19 protein-coding genes are annotated in these 21,223 nt (G+C 61.2%); 14 read left to right on the plus strand and 5 right to left on the minus strand.

Features of this window, described 5'->3' with window-relative positions; translation table 11 throughout:
- Positions 1-90: 90 nt before the first annotated feature.
- Positions 91-1,452: a phosphoglucosamine mutase gene (gene glmM / locus FGKAn22_RS02710; RefSeq protein WP_212786452.1), complete on the plus strand. Its 1,362-nt coding sequence runs from the start codon at positions 91-93 to the stop codon at positions 1,450-1,452.
- Between the two features lie 48 nt (positions 1,453-1,500).
- On the opposite strand, the gene gluQRS is transcribed toward glmM, so the two are convergent.
- From gluQRS to clpS, 3 genes are all read right to left on the minus strand, one after another.
- Positions 1,501-2,397: a tRNA glutamyl-Q(34) synthetase GluQRS gene (gene gluQRS / locus FGKAn22_RS02715; protein ID WP_212786453.1), complete on the minus strand. Its 897-nt coding sequence runs from the start codon at positions 2,395-2,397 to the stop codon at positions 1,501-1,503.
- Between the two features lie 175 nt (positions 2,398-2,572).
- Entirely contained in the window at positions 2,573-4,828 is a 2,256-nt protein-coding gene (gene clpA, locus FGKAn22_RS02720) for an ATP-dependent Clp protease ATP-binding subunit ClpA (protein ID WP_212786454.1), read from the minus strand.
- Between the two features lies 1 nt (position 4,829).
- A complete protein-coding gene (gene clpS, locus FGKAn22_RS02725) occupies positions 4,830-5,138 on the minus strand; it encodes an ATP-dependent Clp protease adapter ClpS (RefSeq protein ID WP_212786455.1) in 309 nt (102 codons plus the stop codon).
- A gap of 241 nt (positions 5,139-5,379) precedes the next feature.
- On the opposite strand from clpS, the gene FGKAn22_RS02730 reads away from it, so the two are divergent.
- Together FGKAn22_RS02730 and FGKAn22_RS02735 are read left to right on the plus strand one after the other, a co-directional pair.
- A complete protein-coding gene (locus FGKAn22_RS02730; protein WP_212786456.1) occupies positions 5,380-5,583 on the plus strand; it encodes a cold-shock protein in 204 nt (67 codons plus the stop codon).
- A 186-nt stretch (positions 5,584-5,769) separates the two neighbouring features.
- A complete protein-coding gene (locus FGKAn22_RS02735) occupies positions 5,770-7,122 on the plus strand; it encodes an AsmA family protein (protein ID WP_212786457.1) in 1,353 nt (450 codons plus the stop codon).
- Between the two features lie 227 nt (positions 7,123-7,349).
- Here the strand turns inward: FGKAn22_RS02735 and FGKAn22_RS02740 are convergent, their stop codons facing one another.
- Complete coding sequence (locus FGKAn22_RS02740) at positions 7,350-9,572, minus strand: NADP-dependent isocitrate dehydrogenase (protein WP_212786458.1); 2,223 nt, start codon at positions 9,570-9,572, stop codon at positions 7,350-7,352.
- Between the two features lie 43 nt (positions 9,573-9,615).
- On the opposite strand from FGKAn22_RS02740, the gene FGKAn22_RS02745 reads away from it, so the two are divergent.
- Positions 9,616-10,158 carry an rRNA large subunit pseudouridine synthase E gene (locus FGKAn22_RS02745; RefSeq protein WP_212786459.1) on the plus strand — a complete coding sequence of 181 codons (543 nt, stop codon included), beginning with the start codon at positions 9,616-9,618 and terminating at the stop codon, positions 10,156-10,158.
- 5 nt (positions 10,159-10,163) lie between these two features.
- Here the strand turns inward: FGKAn22_RS02745 and FGKAn22_RS02750 are convergent, their stop codons facing one another.
- A complete protein-coding gene (locus FGKAn22_RS02750; RefSeq protein ID WP_212786460.1) occupies positions 10,164-11,714 on the minus strand; it encodes a DEAD/DEAH box helicase in 1,551 nt (516 codons plus the stop codon).
- Between the two features lie 275 nt (positions 11,715-11,989).
- Here FGKAn22_RS02750 and FGKAn22_RS02755 point away from each other — a divergent pair, with 275 nt between their 5' ends.
- From FGKAn22_RS02755 to FGKAn22_RS02800, 10 genes are all read left to right on the plus strand, one after another.
- Positions 11,990-12,229 (plus strand): FmdB family zinc ribbon protein, encoded by a 240-nt coding sequence (locus FGKAn22_RS02755; protein ID WP_212786461.1) that lies wholly within the window; start codon positions 11,990-11,992, stop codon positions 12,227-12,229.
- 3 nt (positions 12,230-12,232) lie between these two features.
- The gene (locus FGKAn22_RS02760; RefSeq protein WP_212786462.1) at positions 12,233-12,862 is read left to right on the plus strand and encodes a DUF502 domain-containing protein; all 630 of its coding nucleotides are present in this window, start codon (positions 12,233-12,235) and stop codon (positions 12,860-12,862) included.
- A 27-nt stretch (positions 12,863-12,889) separates the two neighbouring features.
- On the plus strand, positions 12,890-14,692 hold the full coding sequence (aspS, locus tag FGKAn22_RS02765) for an aspartate--tRNA ligase (protein ID WP_212786463.1): 1,803 nt from the start codon (positions 12,890-12,892) through the stop codon (positions 14,690-14,692).
- Between the two features lie 3 nt (positions 14,693-14,695).
- Positions 14,696-15,076: a guanyl-specific ribonuclease gene (locus FGKAn22_RS02770; RefSeq protein ID WP_212786464.1), complete on the plus strand. Its 381-nt coding sequence runs from the start codon at positions 14,696-14,698 to the stop codon at positions 15,074-15,076.
- Positions 15,073-15,471 carry a barstar family protein gene (locus tag FGKAn22_RS02775; protein ID WP_212786465.1) on the plus strand — a complete coding sequence of 133 codons (399 nt, stop codon included), beginning with the start codon at positions 15,073-15,075 and terminating at the stop codon, positions 15,469-15,471. Before FGKAn22_RS02770 ends, FGKAn22_RS02775 begins: the two co-directional genes overlap by 4 nt.
- A 3-nt stretch (positions 15,472-15,474) precedes the next feature.
- Entirely contained in the window at positions 15,475-15,930 is a 456-nt protein-coding gene (nudB, locus tag FGKAn22_RS02780; protein ID WP_212786466.1) for a dihydroneopterin triphosphate diphosphatase, read from the plus strand.
- A complete protein-coding gene (gene nadA / locus FGKAn22_RS02785) occupies positions 15,927-17,024 on the plus strand; it encodes a quinolinate synthase NadA (protein ID WP_212786467.1) in 1,098 nt (365 codons plus the stop codon). Before nudB ends, nadA begins: the two co-directional genes overlap by 4 nt.
- Positions 17,025-17,038: 14 nt before the next feature.
- Complete coding sequence (locus FGKAn22_RS02790; protein WP_212786468.1) at positions 17,039-17,785, plus strand: endonuclease/exonuclease/phosphatase family protein; 747 nt, start codon at positions 17,039-17,041, stop codon at positions 17,783-17,785.
- Positions 17,782-18,942 carry a cardiolipin synthase ClsB gene (gene clsB / locus FGKAn22_RS02795; RefSeq protein WP_212786469.1) on the plus strand — a complete coding sequence of 387 codons (1,161 nt, stop codon included), beginning with the start codon at positions 17,782-17,784 and terminating at the stop codon, positions 18,940-18,942. Before FGKAn22_RS02790 ends, clsB begins: the two co-directional genes overlap by 4 nt.
- A gap of 427 nt (positions 18,943-19,369) precedes the next feature.
- Positions 19,370-21,166, plus strand: a complete 1,797-nt coding sequence (locus FGKAn22_RS02800) for an ABCB family ABC transporter ATP-binding protein/permease (protein ID WP_212786470.1) — start codon at positions 19,370-19,372, stop codon at positions 21,164-21,166.
- Positions 21,167-21,223 lie beyond the last annotated feature (57 nt).

Raw genomic sequence — 21,223 nt, forward strand, 5'->3', positions numbered from 1 at the left:
TTCCCGTTCGATCCTTCGATACGGCGCGCTATGCGCGCCACTCAGGACGAACGGGAAATGTATCGATCCGCATCACATTAGGGAAATGCAATGAGTAGAAAATATTTCGGTACGGATGGCGTGCGCGGCAAAGTGGGCGAGTACCCCATCACCCCGCAGTTCGTGATGCATCTGGGTTATGCGGCGGGCAAGGTGCTGGCGGGCGCCGAGCACACGCGCGGCGAGCGCCCTGCGGTGCTGATCGGCAAGGACACTCGCATCTCCGGCTACATGCTGGAATCCGCGCTCGAAGCCGGGTTGATCGCTGCGGGCATCGACGTGTACCTGGCCGGTCCGGTGCCGACCCCGGCGGTGGCCTACCTGACGCGCGCCTTGCGCCTGCAGGCAGGCGTGGTGATCTCCGCCTCGCACAATCCGTTCGAGGACAACGGCATCAAGTTCTTCTCCGGCAACGGCACCAAGCTGCCCGACGAGACCGAGCATGCCATCGAGTCCGAACTGGACAACCCGATGCAGACCAACGCCTCGGAGAACCTGGGCAAGGCCAAGCGCATCGACGATGCGGTCGGGCGCTACATCGAATTTTGCAAGAGCACCTTTCCGTGCGATATGAACCTGCGCGACATGAAGATCGTGGTGGACAGCGCGCACGGCGCGACCTATCACATCGCGCGCCACGTGTTCCACGAGCTCGGCGCCGACGTGGTCGCCATCGGCGCCGAGCCGAACGGCAAGAACATCAACGACGGCTACGGTGCGACCAAGCCGCAGAACCTGCAGAAGGCCGTGGTCGAGCATAAGGCCGATCTCGGCATCGCGCTGGACGGCGACGGCGACCGGCTGGTGATGGTGGACGCGGCAGGCAAGCTCTACGACGGCGATCAGCTGATCTATGTCATCGCCAAACACCGACAGGCGCAGGGCAGGATGCAGGGGGGAGTGGTCGGCACATTGATGACCAACCTCGCCTTCGAGCATGCGATGCAGAAGCTTGGCATCCCTTTTTCGCGCGCCAAGGTCGGCGACCGTTACGTGATGGAGCAGTTGCTGGAAAAGGGCTGGCAGATCGGCGGAGAGAACTCGGGCCATGTCATCTGCCTCGACAAGCACAGCACCGGGGACGGCATCGTCTCGGCGCTGCAGGTGCTGCACGCGCTGCGCGCGAGCGGGCAGGGGCTCGCCGAAGCGGCGGCGGACCTGCGCATGTACCCGCAGGTGCTGGTCAACGTGAAGGTGACGGGCAAGGCTGCTGCCTTGCTGGAGCTTCAGGCGGTGAAGGATGCGGTGGCGGAAGCCGAGCGCGAGTTGGACGGCAAGGGGCGGGTGCTGTTGCGGCCTTCGGGTACCGAGCCGTTGTTGCGGGTGATGGTGGAAGGCGAGGATGGGCCGCTGGTCGAACAGTCCGCACAGCGCATTGCCGAAGCGGTGCGGGTGGCAGCTTCGGCCAATTGATTTACGTTATGCGATTGTAGGGGCGGGTTTCAAACCCGCCCCTACGGATCATGTGGGGATATGCGATTGACCGGCTAGTACTTCCGGCTGCCAGTTCTTCGCCGCCCATCCCAACACTTCTTTTACGCTTCCATCCTGCAATTCAGCAGGCGGTCGCTGCCGCAGGAAATCCAATACCGAAATCAATGTCGTGACGATGTTATAGGTCGCAACGGCAGGGGCGAGGGTCTGTTTGCTAAGCTTCTCGCCCTGTGCATTCACCGCGACGGGCAGATGCAGGTAGTGCGGGGTGGGTAGGCCGAGCAGGCGCTGGAGGTGGATCTGGCGCGGGGTGGAGTGGAGCAGGTCCGCGCCGCGCACGATGTGGGTGATGTTCTGGAAGGCGTCGTCTACCACCACCGCCAGCTGGTAGGCGAACAGGCCGTCGGCGCGTTTCACCACGAAGTCGCCTATCTCGCTCTCGAGTCGCTGCGACTGGAGCCCTTGCAAGGCATCGTCGAACCTGACGGGCGTGTCGTTCGTGCGCACCCGCCATGCCAGCGTCGCTCTCGGGTGCGCCAGTCCGTTGCGGCAGTTGCCGGGGTAGACGAATCCCTCGATGCCGTGCAGCGCCGAGTCAGTGATTTCCTTGCGCGTGCAGCAGCAGGGATACACCGCGTCGAGGGCTCGCAGCTTGTGCAGCGCTTCGTCATAAGCGGCGGTGCGCTGGCTCTGGTAGATGACGGGTTCGTCGCTGTGCAGGCCGTAGGCTTCAAGTGTGCGCAGGATGTCTTCTGCCGCACCGGGCATGCAGCGCGGTATGTCGAGGTCTTCCATGCGCACCAGCCAGGTACCGTGGTGATGTTTTGCATCGAGGTAGCTGCCGATGGCGGCGACGAGTGAACCGAAGTGCAGGGGGCCGGTGGGGGAGGGGGCAAATCGCCCCCTGTAGCTAGAACGTTGCATTGCCTACTGCGCAGCCAATCTGCGGTGTCGCGTGCTCGCTCATTCCTCGCCTACCTATGAGGTATGTCTCGTCATTCGCTGCGCGGCTCCTTGCATATTGGCTTGCTCGTGACGGCACTGAAACGTTCTCTAGAGTTGGGGTTGTAGGATGGGTATGCCCATCCTATTTGCCAGATCAGGCAGGGACAGCCTCTTTCTCGAATTCCAGTCCCACCTTGCCGTTCTTCACATCCACGGTGACCTTGCCGCCATTCGAGAGCCTGCCGAACAGCAGTTCGTCGGCCAGCGCGGAGCGGATGGTGTCCTGGATCAGGCGCGCCATCGGACGGGCGCCCATCTGCGGATCAAACCCGTTGTCGGCGAGGTAGTCCTTGAGTTCGTCGGTGAAGGTGACGTCCACCTTCTTCTCGTGCAGCTGTTCCTCGAGCTGCATCAGGAACTTGTCCACCACGCGCAAGATGACTTCGTGGTCCAGCGGTGCGAAGGAGACGATGGCGTCGAGGCGGTTGCGGAATTCGGGCGTGAACATGCGCTTGATGTCGGCCATCTCGTCGCCGGCAGCGGCGGTCTTGGTGAAGCCGATCTGGGCCTTGTTCAGCGCTTCTGCGCCAGCGTTGGTGGTCATGATGACGACGACGTTGCGGAAGTCGGCCTTGCGGCCGTTGTTGTCGGTCAGCGTGCCGTGATCCATCACCTGCAGCAGGATATTGAAGATGTCCGGGTGCGCCTTCTCGATCTCGTCGAGCAACAGCACACAATGCGGTTGCTTGTTGATCGCTTCGGTGAGCAGGCCGCCCTGGTCGAAACCCACATAGCCGGGAGGCGCGCCGATCAGGCGGCTGACGGCGTGGCGTTCCATGTATTCGGACATATCGAAGCGGTGCAGCGGCATGCCCATCGCATAGGCCAGCTGGCGTGCGACCTCGGTCTTGCCGACGCCGGTGGGGCCGGAGAACAGGAAGCTGCCGATGGGCTTCTGCGGGTTGCCGAGACCGCTGCGCGACATCTTGATGGCGCGTGCCAGCACGTCGATGGCCTTGTCCTGGCCGAACACGGTGGTCTTGAGGTCGCGGTCGAGGTTCTTCAGCGCGTTGCGGTCGTCGTGCGACACGGTGCGGGTCGGGATGCGCGCGATCTTGGCGATGATCTCCTCGATCTCGTGCTTGCCGATGGTCTTCTTCTGTCTGGATTTCGGCAGGATGCGCTGCGCTGCACCGGCCTCGTCCAACACATCGATGGCCTTGTCCGGCAGGTGGCGGTCGTTGATGAAGCGTGCGGAAAGTTCGGCGGCGCTGGTGATCGCGGCCGCGCTGAATTTGACGCTGTGGTGTTCCTCGAAGCGCGTCTTCAGCCCTTTCAGGATCTCGATGGTCTGCTCCACCGAAGGTTCGGCCACGTCTACCTTCTGGAAGCGGCGCGACAGCGCGGAATCTTTTTCGAAGATGCCGCGGTATTCCTGATAGGTAGTTGCACCTATACATTTGAGTGCGCCGCTCGACAGAGCCGGCTTGAGCAGGTTGGAGGCGTCCATGGTGCCGCCGGAGGCTGCGCCTGCACCGATCAGGGTGTGGATCTCGTCGATGAACAGCACCGCGTTCGGTGCGTCGCTCAATTCCTTCAGCACCGCCTTCAGGCGTTGCTCGAAGTCGCCGCGATATTTGGTGCCTGCCAGCAGCGAGCCCATGTCCAGCGAGTAGACGCGGGCATCTTTCAGGATGTCCGGCACGTTCTCCTCGACGATGCGGCGCGCCAGACCTTCGGCGATGGCGGTCTTGCCCACGCCGGCTTCGCCGACCAGCAGCGGGTTGTTCTTGCGGCGGCGGCACAGGGTCTGGATCACGCGCTCCAGTTCTAGGTCGCGCCCGATCAGCGGGTCGATCTTGCCAGCCAGTGCCTGGGCGTTCAGGTCCTGCGTGTAGCTCTTCAGCACGCCCTCGTCGGTGCCGGCCTGTTGCTCGTTCTCGGTTTCGCCTTGCGCTTGGGCGGTGCTGCCGGCCTCGCTCTTGGCAATGCCGTGGGAGATGTAGTTCACCACGTCGAGGCGGTTGAGGCCGCGCTCGGTGAGGAAGTGCACCGCGTGGGAATCCTTTTCCCCGAACAGCGCGGCGAGGATGTTGGCGCCGGACACTTCCTTCTTGTTGGTGGATTGAACGTGCAGGATCGCGCGCTGGATGACGCGCTGGAAGCCGACGGTGGGTTGCGTGTCCACCTCGCCGTCGCCGGGGACGGTGGGGGTGTGGCTGTCGATAAAGGCAGTCAGGACATCGCGCAATTCGTCGATGTTCACGCTGCACGCGCGCAACACTTGCGCGGCGGAGGCATTGTCCAGCATCGCGAGCAGGAGGTGCTCGACGGTGATGAACTCGTGGCGCTTCTGGCGGGCCTCGACGAACGCCAAGTGCAGGCTGACTTCCAATTCTTGCGCAATCATTTCAATTTTCCTCCATGCCGCATCGTAGCGGATGCCCGTGTTGCTTTGCAAACTCAGATACCTGTGCCACCTTGGTTTCGGCGACGTCGTATGAATACACCCCGCATACCGCAGAACCCTCATTGTGAACTTTGAGCATGATTTGCATCGCGCGTTCACGGTTCATTGCAAAGAAACGTTCCAGCACTTCGATCACGAAATCCATCGTGGTGTAATCGTCGTTGAACAGAATTACCTTATACATGCGTGGGGGCTTTGTTGCGGCCCGTTCCGGCGCGAGTGCGGTGCTGCCGTGTTGTTTGGTTGCCATAGTTCCTGATGCGTATTCTGATGTCTTGTCTGCAAAGCATAGTTGATGATTAGCGCTACTTTTTCAACCCTAATCGAAAAATATTTTTGCTCACCCTCTTGACGATATCAATAAAAGGATAGTAAAAAGCGCGCGGGTGTTTGATTCAAAGTTTCTGCAGTACCGGTCTTGCCGTGTGCGGTCTTAAATCAAACAGTTTAACGGGAACACTCTCCCGGGTTTTTTGTAAGGAAGTAAACACATGGCAACTGGTACCGTAAAGTGGTTCAACGACGCAAAGGGTTTTGGTTTTATCACTCCCGATGATGGCAGCGAAGACCTGTTCGCACACTTCTCCGCTATCAACATGAGCGGCTTCAAGTCCCTCAAAGAAGGCCAGAAGGTCTCCTTCGAAGTGGTACAAGGCCCGAAGGGCAAGCAAGCTTCCAACATTCAAGCCGCCTAATTCAAGCGGTTTTTTTGTTGTTTAAAAAGCCCGCCGGACTCCGGCGGGCTTTTTTATTTGCCATCTTCCTAGGGGGCATCCTTTCCAGTCTGCCGCCCCTTGCTTGCGCCTGGCAGGCTGCTGAAAACACGGACCAGCCAGCCATTGGTAATATGGCGCCATTGCAGAACGGGACAATAACTGATCATGAAATGGTTTAAACGCATACTGATCACACTTGCGGTACTGCTCGTGATTGCGGGGGCATCGCCGTTTTTCATCACGCTCAACGCTTACATTCCCCAGATCGAAAAAGAGGCCTCGACCAGACTCCAGGAGCCGGTGTCGATAAAGAGCATCAGGTTCGCCGCATTGCCATTGCCGCATGTCACGATCGACGGTATCGCGGTCGGCACAACCGATGACATCAAGCTCGGCAAGGTGCAGGTGACCCCCGCACTTTTCTCATTGCTGCAGTCGACTAAGGTCATCAAGAGCATCGAGATCGATTCTTTGGCACTGTCGCAGAAGGGGATCGACAAGATTGCGGCTTTGGCCAAGTCGGATACCGGCAAGTTGCCGGAACAACCGCCGCAAGCCCGGGTCGAGAGCATCCGTCTCAATAAAGCCCTAGTCAGTTTCGGCAAGGCGAACTTCGGCCCGTTTGATGCACGCGTAAGCCTTGACAGCAAGGGCGAAGCCGAGGACGCATCGATTACCACGCAGGACGGCAAGTTCAAGGCGATCATCAAGTCTGACAATTCAAAATATCTGATCGATGCCAGCGCAAAATCGTGGACATTGCCGGTCGGGCCGGCGCTCGTATTCGACGAGTTGATCATCAAGGGAGTAGCGACACGCCACGATGCCAACTTGGGTGAGGTGAGCGCCAGGCTCTACGGTGGCACAGCAATTGGCAAAATGGCCATCAGTTGGCAGAACGGGCTGCATCTCGACGGCAATCTCGACATCAAACAGGTGGAGACGCAAAAAATCGCTTCCATGCTGTCACCAGGCACTCACGTCAGTGGCAAGCTCAGCGCCAAACCGGTTTTCTCCGCCTCGGCGGCATCCGCAGATCAGCTTATGAATGTGTTGCGGCTGGCAACGCTTTTTAACGTCCAGAACGGCGCGCTCCACGGTGTCGATATCCAGAAAGCTGCCACCAGCTTGAACAAGCAGGGAAAGGCCAGCGGAGAAACCCGTTTCGATCAGTTGTCCGGGCATCTCCTCATGGAGCACGGCGGCTACCGTTTCTCACAACTCAGGATCGCCTCGGGTGCGTTGGCTGTCGACGGTGAGGTGAACGTCTCTTCGAAGAAGGCACTGTCGGGACGTGTCAACGCTCAGGTCAAAGCGTTGGGTACCAGCACAACCGTACCACTCAACGTTTCGGGTACGGTCGATGCACCGTTACTCTATCCCACTGGCGGGACCATGGCGGGCGCGGCGGTCGGCACGGCCATAATGGGGCCGGGAGTCGGTACTTCGGTTGGCGTAAAAGTCGGAAACTGGGTCGAAGGCTTGTTCGGCAAGGAAGAGAAAAAGCCCAAAAAATAAGCTCGGTGATTGTCAGGGCCGTTGCGCGCAACTAGGAGATTGGCTGTCACTGCATCCCAATAGCCGGAATCCGGGCATATCCATTGCGGTGATCCTGCCGTGGCTTCAAAAGGGCGCGCCCAATAAAAAAGCCCGGCGGATGCCGGGCTTTTGTCGGACGTGGGCCGGATCAACAAGTGCAGGATGATCGCGTCACCGAAGGCGGAGCGTTCTCTCCGTGGCTGTGCTCAAATGGCGTTCAAAACAGCATTGAATGTTGCACTCGGGCGCATAGATTGCGATGTCTTGTCAAAATCCGGGTGGTAGTAACCGCCCATCTCGACCGGCTTGCCCTGTGCCGCGATCAGCTCTTCATTGATCTTCGCTTCGTTGTCCGTCAATGCCTTGGCCAACGGGGCGAAACGCGCCTGCAGCTCCTTGTCCCTGGTCTGCGCGGCCAGTGCCTGAGCCCAGTACAGTGCGAGGTAGAAATGGCTGCCCCGGTTATCCAACTCGCCGACCCTGCGGGCAGGCGATTTGTTGTTGTCCAGTATCTTGCCGTTGGCCTGATCGAGCGTATCCGCGAGGACTTGCGCCTTCTCGTTCTTGAAGGTCTGCGCCAGATGTTCCAGTGACACGCCCAGTGCCAGAAACTCGCCCAGGGAGTCCCAGCGTAGATAGCCTTCCTGCTGGAACTGCTGCACATGCTTCGGTGCAGAACCACCGGCACCCGTCTCGAACAATCCACCGCCATTCATCAGCGGTACGATGGACAGCATCTTGGCGCTGGTGCCCAGCTCGAGGATAGGGAACAGGTCGGTGAGATAGTCGCGCAGCACGTTGCCGGTGACGGAGATGGTGTCTTTGCCTGCGCGGATGCGATCCAGCGAGAACTGGATGGCTTCTTCCGGCGTCATGACGCGGATATCCAGGCCGCTGGTGTCGTGATCCTTCAGGTAGCGTTCCACTTTCCGGATGATCTGCGCATCGTGCGCACGGTTCTTGTCCAGCCAGAACACGGCAGGGGTGTTGCTCAGGCGTGCGCGCGTGACCGCCAGCTTGACCCAGTCCTGGATCGGCGCATCTTTTGCCTGGCACATGCGGAAGATGTCGCCCTGTTCCACATCCTGTTCCAGCAAGGTCTTGCCGGATTCGTCCACCGCACGCACCTTGCCGTTGGCCGGAATCTCGAAGGTCTTGTTGTGCGAGCCGTACTCTTCCGCTTGTTGCGCCATCAGGCCGACGTTGGGCACAGAGCCCATGGTCTTGGGATCGAATGCGCCATGCTTCTTGCAATCGTCGATGACCACTTGGTAGATGCGCGCATAGCAGCGGTCGGGGATCATCGCCTTGGTGTCGTGCAGCTTGCCGTCCGGCCCCCACATCTTGCCGGACTCGCGAATCATCGCGGGCATGGAGGCATCGACGATGATGTCGCTCGGCACGTGCAGGTTGGTGATGCCCTTGTCGGAATTGACCATCGCCAGTTCCGGCCTGGACTTGTAGCAGGCCTGGATGTCGGCTTCGATCTCGGCACGCTGGGCTTCGGGCAAAGTCGCGATCTTGGCATAGAGGTCGCCCAGGCCGTTATTCACGTTGACGCCGAGTGGATTGATGACCGCGGCGTGCTTCTCGAAAACGTCCTTGTAATAGACAGAAACCGCGTGACCGAACATGATGGGGTCGGAGACCTTCATCATGGTGGCCTTGAGGTGCAGGGACAGCAATACGCCCTGCTTCTTCGCGTCCTGCATCTGAGTCTCGTAGAATTCACGCAGGCCGCGGCGGCTCATGACGCAGGCGTCGATGATCTCGCCCGCCTTGAGCGGCGTCTTGTCCTTGAGCACGGTCACATTGCCGTCCTGGCCGATGAATTCGATCCTGAAGCTGCCCGCCTCGGCAACCGTGACAGACTTTTCGCTGCCGTAAAAATCCCCGGCATTCATGTATGCCACATGAGTCTTCGAGTCGGCGCTCCATGCGCCCATCTTGTGCGGATTCTTGCGTGCGTACTGCTTGACCGAGGCGGCGGCGCGGCGGTCGGAGTTGCCTTCGCGCAGCACCGGGTTCACGGCGCTTCCGAGAATCCTGCCGTAACGTGCCTTGATCTCCTTCTCGGCATCCGTCTTCGGATCTTCCGGATAGTCGGGAATGTTGTATCCCTGAGACTGCAATTCCTTGATCGCGGCCTTCAACTGGGGGAGCGATGCGCTAATATTGGGAAGCTTGATGATGTTCGCTTCCGGTTTCAGCGTCAGCTCGCCGAGTTCGGTCAGTCCATCCCCGATCTTCTGGGCGGCGGTCAGATTCTCGGGGAAGTTCGCGAGTATGCGTCCCGCAAGGGAGATGTCACGCGTCTCGACGGCGATGCCGGCCGCCTTGGTGAAGGCTTGAACGATGGGAAGCAGAGAGTAGGTCGCCAGTCTCGGCGCTTCATCGGTCAGGGTGTAAATGATTTTGGAAGTCGTCATGTCTGTTTTCGGGATTTGAAACTTTGTTAACAAAGAAAATGAAATGAGTCGCATCCTGCTGTTCAACAAACCCTATGGGGTGATCTGCCAATTCAGCCGTGACGGGATGCACCCGACGCTGGCCGATTATATCGCCGTTCCCGAGGTTTATCCCGCGGGCAGGCTGGACACTGACAGCGAAGGCCTGCTGTTGCTCACCGACGACGGCAAGCTGCAGCACCGCATCACCGACCCGAAACACAAGCTGCCCAAGACCTACTGGGTACAGGTCGAGGGCGTGCCGGACGAGACTGCGCTGCAGCAATTGCGGGGCGGCGTTGCACTCAAGGACGGGATGACGCTGCCTGCCGAAGTGCGGGCGATGGAAGAGCCCGCCGCACTATGGCCGCGCAATCCGCCGGTGCGTTTCCGGCAGAGCATCCCGACGAGCTGGATAGCGCTGACCATACGCGAGGGAAAGAACCGCCAGGTGCGGCGCATGACCGCCGCAGTCGGTTTTCCCACCTTGCGCCTGATCCGCTACCGCATCGGCGACTGGACGCTGGACGGTCTGTCGCCGGGGCTGTGGCGCCAGGAAGAGGCGTAAACGGATCAGCCGCGACCGCGTCCACCGCGCGGTGCGCCGCGCCCTTGCCCAGTGCCTTGTCCGGCTCCGCGCTCGCGGCGTGCGTGAGGCGCGGGCTGGAACAATCCCGGTTGCGGCATCGCCTGATGGCGCGCGGCTTCGGACAGCAGCGGTTCGCCGGCCTTCTTCGCTTGGGGTTGGCGCGGTTTCCCGGGCTGTGATCCGCTACGGGGCTGCTGGCCGTTGCGCGCCTGTTGATCACGCTGCTGCGGATTGCGCGGCTTCTGGCTCTGACCGTCATGTGACTTTTGGCCGTCACGAGGTTTCTGGCCCTGGCCTGCGCGCGGTGCGCTGGCGGTGGTGTTGCTGTGACGGCGCTGGCCGTGTTGCGGACGCGGTGGGCGCGGCGCTTCCGGCGGGATGTGCGTCGGCGGCACGAAGCTGTCTATGGTCACCTTCGGGATCGCGTGCTTGATCAGGCGCTCGATGCTCTTCAGGTACGGGAACTCCTCGCTGTCCACCAGCGAGATCGCCGCGCCGTTACTGCCCGCGCGGCCGGTGCGGCCGATGCGGTGCACATAGTCTTCCGGCACATTCGGCAATTCGAAATTCACCACATGCGGCAGCTGGTCGATGTCCAGTCCGCGCGCAGCGATGTCGGTGGCGACCAGCACCGGCAGCGTGCCGTCCTTGAACTGCGACAGCGCCTTGGTGCGCGCCGACTGGCTCTTGTTGCCGTGGATCGCGGCGGACGGGATGCCGTCACCGGTCAGCTTTTCCGCCAGGCGGTTCGCGCCGTGCTTGGTGCGGGTGAACACCAGCACCTGCTTCCAGTCGTTGTGCTTGATCAGGTGTGCGAGCAGGTGGCTCTTCAGCTTCTGCGGGATCAGGTGCACGCTCTGTTCGACCAGTTCGGACGTGGTGTTGCGGCGCGCTACTTCGACATAACCTGGGTTGTGCAGCAGGCCGTCGGCCAGCGCCTTGATCTCGTCGGAGAAGGTCGCCGAGAACAGCAGGTTCTGGCGCTGTTTCGGCAGCAGCGCGAGGATCTTCTTGATGTCGCGGATGAAGCCCATGTCCAGCATGCGGTCGGCTTCGTCCAGCACCAGGATCTCGACGCCGGACAGATCCAGCGTCTTTTGTCCGACGTGGTCGAGCAATCGGCCCGGCGTGGCGACCAGGATGTCCACCTGGCCGCGCAAGGCCTTGATCTGCGGATTGATGTTCACGCCGCCGAACATCACCATGGATTTCAGCGGGAGATACTTGCCGTAGGTCTGCACCGATTCCTCCACCTGCGCGGCGAGTTCGCGCGTCGGCGTCAGGATCAGGCAGCGCGGGCAGCCTGCGCGCGGATTCGCGGCGGGCTTTTCGGACAGGCGATGCAGGACGGGCAGCGTGAAGCCGGCGGTCTTGCCGGTGCCGGTCTGTGCGCCGGCCAGCAGGTCGCCGCCCTTCAGCACCTGCGGGATGGCCTGAGCCTGGACGGGGGTGGGGTGCGTGTAGCCGGCATCGGCGATGGCGCGCAGGATGGGTTCGGCCAGGTTCAGGCCGGCAAAAGAAATTTCATTAGACAAGTTTTATGACTCCAGCGACGGCCTGAAGCCCTACAGGGCACACCAATCGAGGCAGACGGATTAAGCGATCGGAACGATCGGGAGTGTTCGGGAAGGCCGCTGCACCGATTGGTTGGGAGCAGGGCGGCGCGCATTATATACCCATACTGCGACTTTCGAAGCGAGGTATGGGCGGCGGCGCGCAGAAAACAGCGCTTGGGCTGGGCGCGGGTGGGCTTTGCCGGGGTTCATCGGGTATAATGCGCGCCTTTGAAATTACCCGATAGGAGGATGTTATGCCTATTTATGCTTATGCCTGTTCCAGCTGCGGCGTGCAAAAGGACGTGATGCAGAAGATGAGCGATGCGCCGCTCACCGTTTGCCCGGAGTGCGGCAAGGAAACCTTTACGAAACAATTGACTGCCGCCGGCTTCCAGTTGAAGGGTAACGGCTACTACGTCACCGACTTCAAGAACAAGCCCAAGGCTGAGTGCGCGCCCTGTGCCAGCGCGGGCTCCTGCCCGATGGCTAGCTGATCGATGAAAAAATACCTCATCACCGGGCTGCTGGTCTGGGTTCCGCTCGGCATCACCCTCTGGGTGCTGAACCTGACCATCACCACGATGGACCAGACCCTGTTGCTGCTGCCAGAGCAATTGCGGCCGGACAATCTGTTGCCCATCCATATTCCCGGTCTGGGCATCATCCTGACGCTGGCTGTGGTGCTGCTCACCGGCCTGCTGATCCGCAACGTGTTCGGTCAGCGGCTGTGGGACGCTTCCGAGAAGGCGATGCTGCATGTGCCGTTCGTGGGCAGCATCTACAAGGGCGTGAAGCAGGTCAGCGACACCTTGTTGTCGGGCAGCGGCAATTCGTTCCGCAAGGTGCTGCTGGTGCGCTATCCGCATCCGCAAGCATGGTCGCTGGCGTTCCAGACCGGCGTACCGGGCGAGGTGAGTAGCCGCTTCGATGAAGAATATGTGGCAGTGTTCATTCCCACTACGCCCAGCCCGGTGAATGGTTTCTATTTCTATGTGCGCCGTGCCGACACCATCGAACTGGATATGACCGTAGACGTGGCGCTGCGCACCATCGTGTCGATGGGCGTGGTCGCCACGCCCGAGACCGCACATGCCCAGGCGGCCGGCCAGATTTCCAAGCAAGACTAATCCCGTTTTTTACCAAGAAGCCGAATCATGCGAACTCATTACTGTGGACTCCTCAACACCGACCAACTCGACCAGACCGTGAGCATTTGCGGCTGGGCGCATCGCCGCCGCGACCACGGCGGGGTGATCTTCATCGACCTGCGCGACCGTGAAGGCCTAGCTCAGGTCGTGTGTGATCCGGATCGCGCCGAGATGTTCAAGATCGCCGAGTCCGTGCGCAGCGAGTTCGTGCTGCGCATCACCGGCAAGGTGCGTCGTCGCCCGGAAGGCACGACCAACTCGAACATCACCAGCGGCGAAATCGAAATCCTGTGCCACGAGATCGAAGTGCTGAACAGCGCGGTGACGCCTCCGTTCCAGCTCGACGACGAGAACCTCTCCGAGAACGTGCGCCTGACCCATCGCGTGGTCGACCTGCGCCGTCCGCAGATGCAGAAGAACATGATGCTGCGCTACAAGGTCGCGATGGCATTCCGTCGCTTCCTCGACAGCCGCGGCTTCATCGATATCGAGACGCCGATGCTGACCAAGTCCACGCCGGAAGGCGCACGCGACTACCTGGTGCCGTCGCGCGTGCATCCGGGCGAGTTCTTCGCGCTGCCGCAGTCGCCGCAGCTGTTCAAGCAGATGCTGATGGTGGCCGGCTTCGACCGCTACTACCAGGTCACCAAGTGTTTCCGCGACGAAGACCTGCGCGCCGACCGCCAGCCCGAATTCACCCAGGTCGATATCGAGACCTCGTTCCTGAACGAGGCGCAGATCACCGCGATAATGGAAGAGATGATCCGCACCGTGTTCAAGGAAACGATGGATGTGGACCTGCCCAATCCGTTCCCGCGCATGACCCACGCCGAGGCGATGGCGCGCTTCGGTTCGGACAAGCCAGACCTGCGCGTGACGCTGGAACTGACAGAAGTGACCGACGCGGTGAAGGATGTCGCGTTCAAGGTGTTCGCCGGCGTGGCGAATTCCGATAGCGGCCGCGTGGCTGCATTGCGCGTGCCTGGCGGCGCGGCGTTCACACGCGGCGAGATCGACGAGTACACCAAGTTCGTCGGCATCTATGGCGCGAAGGGCCTGGCCTACATCAAGGTCAACGACATCACACAACTCAACGAGACCGGTCTGCAGTCGCCCATCGTGAAGAACATCCACGAGGCCGCATTGAAGACCATCGTCGAGAGCACCGGTGCGCAGAATGGCGACATCATCTTCTTCGGCGCGGACAAGACGAAGATCGTCAACGACGCGCTGGGCGCGTTGCGCAGCAAGATCGGCCACGAGAAGGGCTACACCAACGGCAAGGCATGGGAGCCGCTGTGGGTGGTGGACTTCCCCATGTTCGAATACGACGACGAAGACAAGCGCTGGACTGCTTGCCACCATCCGTTCACTTCGCCCAAGGACGAGCATGTCGCCCTGCTGGAAAGCGATCCGGGTAAGTGTCTGGCCAAGGCCTACGACTTGGCTCTGAATGGCTGGGAAATCGGCGGCGGCTCGGTGCGTATCCACAAGGAAGAGGTGCAGAGCACCGTGTTCCGCGCGCTCAACATCGGTGCGGAAGAAGCACAGCTCAAGTTCGGCTTCCTGCTCGATGCGTTGCAATACGGTGCGCCCCCGCACGGCGGCCTGGCCTTCGGCCTGGATCGCATCGTCACCATGATGACCGGCGCCGAGTCGATCCGCGACGTGATCGCCTTCCCCAAGACCCAGCGCGCGCAGTGCCTGTTGACCCATGCGCCGAGCGCAGTGGACGAGAAGCAGCTGCGCGACCTGCACATCCGCCTGCGCCAGCAGACTCAGGCTACCGTGGAAGTCGCCAAGGAATAAACGATGGCGCGTTCGCTACGTCCATTGCTGCTTGCGGCGCTGCTGTGGCTGCCGCAGGTGCCGGCGGCGGCAGCATCGGAGCAGATCGATGCTGCAAGCGGATTGCCCGTCATCGCGGCGGCCGCGCTGCCCGCCGAAGCACGCGACACGTTGCGCGCGATCGAGCGGGGCGGGCCGTTCGCCTATGAACGCGACGGAGTGGTGTTCAAGAACTACGAGCGGGTGCTGCCGAAGCAGCGGCGCGGCTATTATCATGAATACACGGTGAAGACGCCGGGGGCGCGCAATCGCGGTGCGCGGCGCATCGTGTGCGGGCAGCCGGTGGAGTGTTATTACACCGGCGATCACTACAAGACTTTCAAGCGTATCCGGGAACAGCCATGAATCTGCTGGCACAACAACTGAACAGTCCATCCAGGGCGGGCAGCTATATGCTGACATGCAGCGTGGATGAGTTGCTCGCTGCAGTTGCCGAGGCGAACTTCGCGCTGTTCGACGCCGACCTCAAAGGCGTCAAGGGCAAGGCGAACCTGCTCAACGCGCTGGCGCGCGCCGCCGGTTTCCCGCCGGAATTCGGCGCGAACTGGGATGCGCTGGCGGATGACCTGTGCGACCTGTCGTGGTGCGGCGAGAAGGCCGGTTACGTGCTGCTGTTGCGCAACGTCAGCGATACCTTCGGCTTGTCCGCCAACGACCGCGAGATCGCGCAGGACATCCTCGCCGACACGGTGGTGTACTGGCGGCAGCGCAACAAGGCTTTCTGGATATTCTTCATCTGAGGCATGACGACCTACAAACGGCCGGTCTCGGTGCTGGTGGTGGTCTACACTTCCAATCTTGATGTGTTGTTGCTGGAGCGAGCCGATTACCCCGGCTACTGGCAATCGGTCACCGGCAGCTGCGAACCGGGTGAGGATTTGCGCGACACGGCGATCCGCGAAGTGAGCGAGGAGACCGGTCTGGATGCTTTGCAATATGCGCTGAGCGACTGGCAGTCGCAGAACGTCTACGAGATATATCCGCACTGGCGCCACCGCTACCCGCCCGGCGTCACCCACAACACCGAGCATGTGTTCGGCCTGCAACTGCCGCATCGTGTCGATGTCCAACTCGCGCCGGGCGAGCACTTGAACTTCGAGTGGTTACCGTGGCAGGATGCGGCGAATAAAGTATTTTCACCGAGCAACCGTGCGGCGATACTCCAATTACCGGTGCTCGCACAAAGGCCAGTTAAATGAGCAAAAACGTCATCTCCATACCCTACGACCATCCCGATGTCGCACAGTCTGGTTGCAGCACGGCACGGGCGTGGGCGAAGCGGCCACTGGAGCCGGCGCCGGAGCAGAGGGCCGAGTTGATCGCGCGCATCAAGCGCCTGCTCAAGGAGCAGGACGCAGTGCTGGTGTCGCATTACTACGTGCATCCAGACTTGCAGGATCTCGCCGAGGAGACGGGCGGCATCGTGTCCGACTCGCTGGATATGGCGAACTTCGGCCACCAGCATCCGGCAAAGACCATCGTGGTCGCGGGCGTGCGCTTCATGGGCGAGACCGCGAAGATACTCAATCCGGAGAAGCGCGTGCTGATGCCGGACCTCGAGGCGGAATGTTCGCTCGACCTCGGCTGTCCGGCGGACGAGTTCGCCGCGTTCTGCGATGCGCATCCGGACCGCACCGTGGTGGTGTACGCCAATACCAGTGCGGCGGTTAAAGCGCGCGCCGACTGGATGGTGACCAGCTCGATCGCGCTGCCCATCGTCAAGCACCTGAAAGAGCGCGGCGAGAAGATCCTGTGGGCGCCAGACCGCCATCTGGGCAGTTACATCCAGGAACAGACCGGTGCGGACATGCTGCTTTGGCAGGGCTCGTGCATCGTGCATGACGAATACAAGGCGAAAGAGCTGCAGGAACTCAAGGCGCAACACCCCGGCGCGTTGGTGCTGGTGCACCCCGAATCCCCGCGCGCGGTGGTCAAGCTGGCGGATGTGGTCGGCTCCACCACGCAACTCATCAAGGCCGCACAGCATTCCGATGCGAAGGAGTTCATCGTCGCCACCGACAACGGCATTCTGCACAAGATGCGTGCGCTGTGTCCGGGCAAGATTTTCCTCGAGGCGCCCACCGCAGGGTATGGCGCGACCTGTACCAGTTGCAGCCATTGTCCGTGGATGGCGATGAACGGCCTGATCAATCTCGCCGATGTACTGGAGACGGGAAAAAACGAGATCTACGTCGATCCGGCCATCATCCCGAGCGCCGTCAGGCCGATCCAGCGCATGCTGGATTTCGCCAAGCAGATCAACCTGCCGACACGCGGCATCGGCAACGCTTAGGCTGCGGGGTTCCGGTGCCAGCCCTGAAGATCGCCACCTACAATATCCACAAGGGCTTTTCCCATTTCAATCGCCGCGTGGTGCTGCACGAACTGCGCGACCGTTTGCACGAGCTGGACGCCGACATCGTGTTCCTGCAAGAGGTGCAGGGCGAGCATGTGCGCCACCCCGAGCGTTACCATAACTACCCGGACGAGCCGCAGCACGAGTTCATCGCGGGCGAGGTATGGCCGCATCACGCTTATGGCAAGAACGCGGTGTATCAACTCGGCCACCACGGCAATGCCATCCTCAGCCGTTTCCCCATCCTGTGCTCGGTGAACAAGGACGTCTCCGCGCACCGTTTCGAGAGCCGCGGCCTGCTGCATTGCGAGGTCGACATCGGCGGGCGTTATCGCGTCCATTGCCTGTGCGTGCACTTCGGCCTGTTCGCCAAGGGGAGGCGCGTGCAGACGCGCGCGCTGATCGAGCACGTCAAGGAGAATATCCCGGACGGCATGCCGCTGATCGTTGCCGGAGACTTCAACGACTGGAGCAACCAGTCGAGCCGGACCCTGGCCAGCGAGCTGGGCATGCATGACGTGTTCCAGATGCACGGCGGCAAGCTGGCGCGCAGCTATCCCGCCGCGCTACCCCTGTTCCGCCTTGACCGCATCTACGTGCGCGGCTTCGGCGTGCTGCACAGCGATGTGCATTTCGGTGCGGCATGGCAGCGTCTGTCAGACCATGCCGCGCTTTCCGCTCAAGTGAAGAGAACATGAACGGCATCCTCCAGATTGCCGGAAACAATCTGATGCTGCTGCAGAGCGGATCGGCCTATTTCCCGCAGTTGTGCGCCGATATCGATGCCGCGCACCATTCCATCTACCTGGAAACGTACATCTTTGCCGCCGACGAGACCGGTCATATGGTCTCGGCGGCGCTGCGCCGCGCTGCCGCGCGCGGGGTTACGGTGCGCCTGATGCTGGATGGTTTCGGGTCGGCGGAATTGCCCCAGCGATGGGTGGATGACCTGCGCAGTGCGGGCGTCGAGGTGCAGTGGTTCCGCCGCAAGATATCTCCGCTGACTTTGCGCCGCAGCCGCCTGCGACGCCTGCACCGCAAGCTGGTGGTGATAGACGGGGAGATCGCCTTCGTGGGCGGAATCAACATCACCGACGATATCCCGCAGCGCCGTGGTTTGGCTGCGCCGCGGCTGGATTATGCGGTGCGCCTGAAGGGAGCCCTGACGGGCGAGATCCACGCGGTGATGAGGCATCTGTGGGGCATGGTGTCGTGGGCCAATGTCCACCACCATAGCAGGCGCATCCACTGGAGGCTGAGAGAAGCGAAGAGGCCGCAGGCCGCAGGTGACGTCGCGCTGGTGCTGCGCGACAATCTGCGCCACCGCCGCGATATCGAGCGCGCCTACCTCAAGGCGATCGCCACGGCGCAACACGAGATTATCATCGCCAACGCCTATTTCCTGCCCGGCCGCGTGTTCCGTCGCGCGCTGAAACTGGCCGTTCAACGCGGGGTGCGCGTTGTGCTGCTGTTGCAGGGGAAGGTGGAGTACCGCCTGCAACACTATGCGACGCACGCGCTGTATGAGGAGTTGCTGGGGGCAGGCATCGAGATCTACGAATACCTCCCCAGCTATCTGCACGCCAAGGTGGCCGTGGTCGATGGGCAGTGGGCGACGGTGGGTTCCTCCAACATCGATCCGTTCAGTCTGCTGCTGGCACGCGAGGCCAACCTGGTGGTGCGCGATGCCGCCTTCGCCGGAGAAGTGCGCAAGAGCCTGATGGCCGCCCTTGCCAGCGAGGCGCGGCGTGTGGAGTTTGCACGGGAAAGCGTCTTTGTTCATGTGCTGGCGCGCATGAGCTATGGCATCGTCCGATTCCTGGTGGGGATGCTGGGCATGTCCAGAAGGCAGTGATGCCAGGCACGGGGCGTCGGAGGAATTTCCAGTCTGTTTCATAATAATGAAACATCGGTTTGGCATGATGCTTGGCGAAACGTGATTGATGGCGATCTTCGGGGCTCCTGCCCCATGCCTTCATGCATTTCCTCTCCTCATTTTGGGCGTCCTGTGGACGCCCGTTTTTTTGCCGTCCGGCGTGATCCGTGCCGCCCCTCGTACCGTGTGGGCCGATCTTCTGCCGGATACAATTGTTAACAAAAATAAAATATTTGTCCGGCAGATGCTTGTTACAGTGTAAGCGAAAGCGATCGCGGGACTTCCCGCTCTTCCTTTCATGTTTCTCATCCTCTTTCGGGCATCCTGTGGGTGCCCGTTTTTTTTGCCGGTTTCATCAAGGTGTGCGCGGCTATAATTTGCACCCTGTCATTCTCACCGCTCCGACATGCGACCATCCTCATCCTCAAGCGAGCACGCCGCCAACCGTGCCGACTGGCAGACCATCCGTTCCCTGTTGCCCTACCTGTGGGAGTTCAAGTGGCGCGTTGTGATCGCGCTGAGCCTGCTGGTGGTGTCCAAGCTCGCCAACGTGTCGGTACCGCTGGTGCTGAAGGAGATCATCGACTCGCTGGACTCGTCGCATAAGGTGCTGGTGGTGCCGGTGGCACTGGTCGTCGGCTACGGGGTGCTGCGCCTTTTCAGCACGCTGTTCGGCGAGTTGCGCGATGCAGTGTTCGCCAAGGTGACGCAGCGAGCGATCCGGCGCGTGGCGCTGCAGGTGTTCGAGCATCTGCACAGTCTCAGCCTGCGTTTCCATCTCGACCGGCAGACCGGGGGGGTGTCACGCGACATCGAGCGCGGCACGCGCGGCATCGGCTTCCTGCTGAACTTCATGCTGTTCAATATCCTTCCGACCCTGCTTGAGATCGGGCTGGTGGCGGCGATCCTGTTCAGCAAATACAACGTCTGGTTCGCGGTGATCACCTTCGTCACCCTGATCGTCTACATCGCGTTCACGCTGTTCATCACCGAGTGGCGCATGGTGGTGCGCCGCTCGATGAACGACCTCGACTCCAAGGCGAACAGCCGCGCCATCGACAGCCTGCTGAACTACGAGACGGTGAAGTACTTCGGCAACGAGCGCTACGAGGCGCGGCGCTACGACGAGAACATGCAGCGCTGGGAGGTGGCGGCAGTGCGCAATGCCACCTCGCTGGCGTTGCTCAATGCGGGCCAGAGCTTCATCATCGCCATCGGCATCACTGCGCTGATGCTGCTGGCGGCCGACGAGGTGGTGAAGGGGACAATGACGCTGGGCGACCTGGTGCTGGTCAACGTGTTCATGATCCAGCTCTACATGCCGCTGCACTTCCTCGGTTTCGTGTATCGCGAGATCCGCCATGCCCTGGCGGATATGGAAAAGATGTTCGGCCTGCTGCACGAGCACCGCGAGATCGCCGACGCCCCCGATGCCCGGATCCTGCAGCCGGACCAGGCCGAGGTGCGCTTCGAGCATGTCGGTTTCGGCTATGGGCCGGACCGCCAGATATTGTTCGACGTGGATTTTTCGATCCTCGCGGGGCAGACCGTCGCCGTGGTCGGCGCGAGCGGAGCGGGCAAGTCCACGCTGTCGCGCCTGCTGTTCCGCTTTTACGATATGCAGCAGGGGCGCATCCTGATCAACGGCCAGGACATCCGCGCGGTGACGCAGGCCAGCCTGCGCGCGGCGATCGGCATCGTGCCGCAGGACACTGTGCTGTTCAACGACACGATCTACTACAACATCGCCTATGGCCGTCCCGAAGCGACGCGCGCGGAGATCATGGCGGCGGCGCAGGCCGCGCACATCCACGGCTTCATCGAGTCATTGCCGCAGGGCTATGACAGCATGGTGGGCGAGCGCGGCCTGAAGCTGTCCGGTGGCGAGAAGCAGCGCGTGGCGATTGCGCGTGCCATTTTGAAGAACCCGGCGATCCTGATCTTCGACGAGGCGACTTCCGCGCTCGACTCGAAGTCCGAGAAAGCGATACAGGCCGAATTGCACGGCATCGCCCGGAACCGCACCACACTGATCATCGCGCACCGCCTGTCCACCGTGGTCGAGGCTGACCAGATACTGGTGATGGACAAGGGGCGGATCATCGAACGCGGCACGCATCGAGAATTGCTTATGCTGAACGGGGTTTACGCGCAGATGTGGAATCTTCAGAAACAAGAGGAGATGAGTGATTCTGTGTATTGATTTATATCGATATTGAGGTATCCTACGCAGCATTGGATGTGGTTGAAAGGGTTGCAC

This window comes from Ferrigenium kumadai (genome assembly GCF_018324385.1).
Classification (GTDB): Bacteria; Pseudomonadota; Gammaproteobacteria; order Burkholderiales; family Gallionellaceae; genus Gallionella; species Gallionella kumadai.

Excerpts from the sequence above, each read along its gene's own strand:
- clsB (WP_212786469.1), top strand. The coding sequence starts at position 17,782 with ATGAACGGCATCCTCCAGATTGCCGGAAACAATCTGATGCTGCTGCAG.
- FGKAn22_RS02740 (WP_212786458.1), bottom strand. The coding sequence starts at position 9,572 with ATGACGACTTCCAAAATCATTTACACCCTGACCGATGAAGCGCCGAGA.
- glmM (WP_212786452.1), top strand. The coding sequence starts at position 91 with ATGAGTAGAAAATATTTCGGTACGGATGGCGTGCGCGGCAAAGTGGGC.
- FGKAn22_RS02770 (WP_212786464.1), top strand. The coding sequence starts at position 14,696 with ATGGCGCGTTCGCTACGTCCATTGCTGCTTGCGGCGCTGCTGTGGCTG.
- FGKAn22_RS02755 (WP_212786461.1), top strand. The coding sequence starts at position 11,990 with ATGCCTATTTATGCTTATGCCTGTTCCAGCTGCGGCGTGCAAAAGGAC.
- aspS (WP_212786463.1), top strand. The coding sequence starts at position 12,890 with ATGCGAACTCATTACTGTGGACTCCTCAACACCGACCAACTCGACCAG.
- FGKAn22_RS02800 (WP_212786470.1), top strand. The coding sequence starts at position 19,370 with ATGCGACCATCCTCATCCTCAAGCGAGCACGCCGCCAACCGTGCCGAC.
- nadA (WP_212786467.1), top strand. The coding sequence starts at position 15,927 with ATGAGCAAAAACGTCATCTCCATACCCTACGACCATCCCGATGTCGCA.
- FGKAn22_RS02745 (WP_212786459.1), top strand. The coding sequence starts at position 9,616 with ATGAGTCGCATCCTGCTGTTCAACAAACCCTATGGGGTGATCTGCCAA.
- gluQRS (WP_212786453.1), bottom strand. The coding sequence starts at position 2,397 with ATGCAACGTTCTAGCTACAGGGGGCGATTTGCCCCCTCCCCCACCGGC.
- FGKAn22_RS02775 (WP_212786465.1), top strand. The coding sequence starts at position 15,073 with ATGAATCTGCTGGCACAACAACTGAACAGTCCATCCAGGGCGGGCAGC.
- FGKAn22_RS02735 (WP_212786457.1), top strand. The coding sequence starts at position 5,770 with ATGAAATGGTTTAAACGCATACTGATCACACTTGCGGTACTGCTCGTG.
- FGKAn22_RS02730 (WP_212786456.1), top strand. The coding sequence starts at position 5,380 with ATGGCAACTGGTACCGTAAAGTGGTTCAACGACGCAAAGGGTTTTGGT.
- clpS (WP_212786455.1), bottom strand. The coding sequence starts at position 5,138 with ATGGCAACCAAACAACACGGCAGCACCGCACTCGCGCCGGAACGGGCC.
- nudB (WP_212786466.1), top strand. The coding sequence starts at position 15,475 with ATGACGACCTACAAACGGCCGGTCTCGGTGCTGGTGGTGGTCTACACT.
- clpA (WP_212786454.1), bottom strand. The coding sequence starts at position 4,828 with ATGATTGCGCAAGAATTGGAAGTCAGCCTGCACTTGGCGTTCGTCGAG.
- FGKAn22_RS02760 (WP_212786462.1), top strand. The coding sequence starts at position 12,233 with ATGAAAAAATACCTCATCACCGGGCTGCTGGTCTGGGTTCCGCTCGGC.